This window comes from Paracoccus sp. P2, assembly GCF_046335115.1.
Classification (GTDB): Bacteria; Pseudomonadota; Alphaproteobacteria; order Rhodobacterales; family Rhodobacteraceae; genus Paracoccus; species Paracoccus pantotrophus.
On sequence record NZ_JBGOSN010000124.1, the window covers coordinates 1 to 1976 of the forward strand.

Below are 1976 nucleotides of genomic sequence, written 5' to 3' on the forward strand. Positions count from 1 at the left end.
ACGCGCCAGCTATCTGGTAAGCGCGCGCGCCATGGCGCCGGTCACCGCCGCGTGGCCGGATTTTACTCCGCCGCGTGGCCGGATATTGCACCGCCGTTGACACCCAAAGGATCGTGAAGGCCGTCGAACTGTTGTTCGGATCGGCAATCGCGACCTTGCCCTTCCAGGCCGGATCCAGGAAATCCTGCCATTTCGTCGGCGCGGGCAGTTCTCCAAGCTGGTCCGTGTTCACCATCCCCACGACGACATGCAGGTTGGTGGCGGTCCAGGGGCTTTCCGGCCGCTTGAGATCGTCCTGGATTGCCTCGGCCTCGGGCGAGGCATAGGGTTCGAAATATTCCCGGAACCCCGCCAGCGTGTTCTCGCTTGAGTTCCAGAACAAGTCGCCCTGCGGTGCGCTTGCCTCGGCCTCGACCCGACGCAGCAACTGGCCGCTGCCGCCGGTGATCGTGCTGAGCGACAGTTCGGGCGCCTTTTCGGAAAAGACCTCCGTCACGGCCTCGACCGCCTGCGCGTTGTTCGGGGTATAGATGACGACCTTGCCGCCATCTTGGGCCAAAGCCGGCAGAGGCAGGATTGCCAAGGCACAGGCCATCATGAATCCGCGTCTTTTCATGGTTGTTCCTTCCTGTTGCAAGTTATGTTTGCGGTCCTGCCCGGCTGGGCGCGGACCTTCTTTTCAGGTCGAGAACAGATCGACCTTGAACACCTTGGTGGCGACGATGATCGGCAGCAGGATGACCGCGATCAACAGCACGCCATAGGCCGAGGCCTGCCCCATCAACCCGCTGTCGATCAGCTTGAAGATCTCGATCGGCATGGTCTCGCGGCCGCCCGAATACACGATGATCGAGGCGCTGAGTTCGGCCACCGTTGTCGTCCAGGTCAGCACCGCCGCCGCTGCGATGGCGGGTGCCATGACCGGCAGCACTGCCTTGAGAAAGCTCCGCACCGGCGGCACGCCCAGGCTGATCGAGGCTTCCTCGATCGAGTCGGGGATATTGTAGAGCGTCGAGGAAGCGTTGCGGACACCGAACGGCAGCCGGCGGGCAATATAGGCTAGGTCATGTTGACAAATGGCGAAGCCAGAGCCTGATGCAGGCGATATCGATGAAGCCGAGGAAACTGTCTGCGGTTTTGTCGTAGCGGGTTGCCAAGCGGCGACTGTTCTTGAGTTTGTTGAAGCACCGCTCGACCATGTTGCGCAGGGTATAGATCGTCATGTCGACCACCTTGCGCACCCTGCGGTTCTTTCGCATCGGGATCATGGGCAGCGCGTTACGGCTCTCGATGTCTTCTCGAATTTTATCAGCGTCATAACCCCTGTCGGCGACCAACACGGCGGGCTGCGGCAGGTTGTCGGCCATCACCAGATCATAGCCCGTGTAGTCTGAATGCTGCCCGGGCGTGATCTCGGTCCTCATCGGGAGGCCAGCGCCGTTAACGCGGAGATGGATTTTGGTCGAGAACCCACCTCTTGAACGGCCAAGAGCCTCTTTCGGAGCCCCCCTTTTGCGCCCGCCGCATGGTGGTGGGCCCTGATCACGGTGCTGTCGATCATCTGGAGCTTGTCGGGCGCAAGCTTCGCGTGGTTCAAGACATCCAGGATGTCCTCCCACAGCCCGGCGAGCGTCCAGCGCCGGAACTGCCGATAGACCGATGACCACTTGCCAAACTCCTCTGGCAGGTCCCGCCAGGGCGCACCGGTCCGCGCGACCCAGAAAATACCATCCAGAACAAGTCGATGGTCCGTAGGCTTGCGCCCGTTCGGATGCCGAGCCGCTCGGATGAAGCCCTCAAAGAATGCCCATTCGTCGTCGGACATCAGGTTGCGTGCCAAGCTCATCTCCCATGTAGAGATGAGCTTGAATCACGGCTCTGTTGCACAAATCCTGTGAGGGATTCATCTTGTGAATCCAGTATGGTAGCTGGAGGGCATGAGCAGACCCACACCCCCCGCATACAAGACCAGGAAC

3 protein-coding genes are annotated in these 1976 nt (G+C 60.9%); all 3 read right to left on the bottom strand.

What is annotated here, in order from left to right:
- A partial coding sequence (locus ACDP63_RS24660; RefSeq protein WP_409928835.1) for an ABC transporter substrate-binding protein occupies positions 1-616 on the bottom strand: 616 nt, incomplete at its 3' end.
- 63 nt (positions 617-679) lie between these two features.
- Positions 680-1108, bottom strand: coding sequence for an ABC transporter permease subunit (locus ACDP63_RS24665; RefSeq protein WP_081762193.1), 429 nt, complete (start codon positions 1106-1108; stop codon positions 680-682).
- Positions 1065-1846, bottom strand: a protein-coding gene (locus tag ACDP63_RS24670; protein ID WP_090617958.1) for an IS5-like element ISPpa6 family transposase whose coding sequence is annotated in 2 segments (ribosomal slippage) — positions 1065-1504 and positions 1504-1846 — 783 coding nt in all. Because the reading frame shifts where the segments join, the coding sequence is not laid out codon by codon here. Before ACDP63_RS24670 ends, ACDP63_RS24665 begins: the two co-directional genes overlap by 44 nt.
- Positions 1847-1976: the final 130 nt, after the last annotated feature.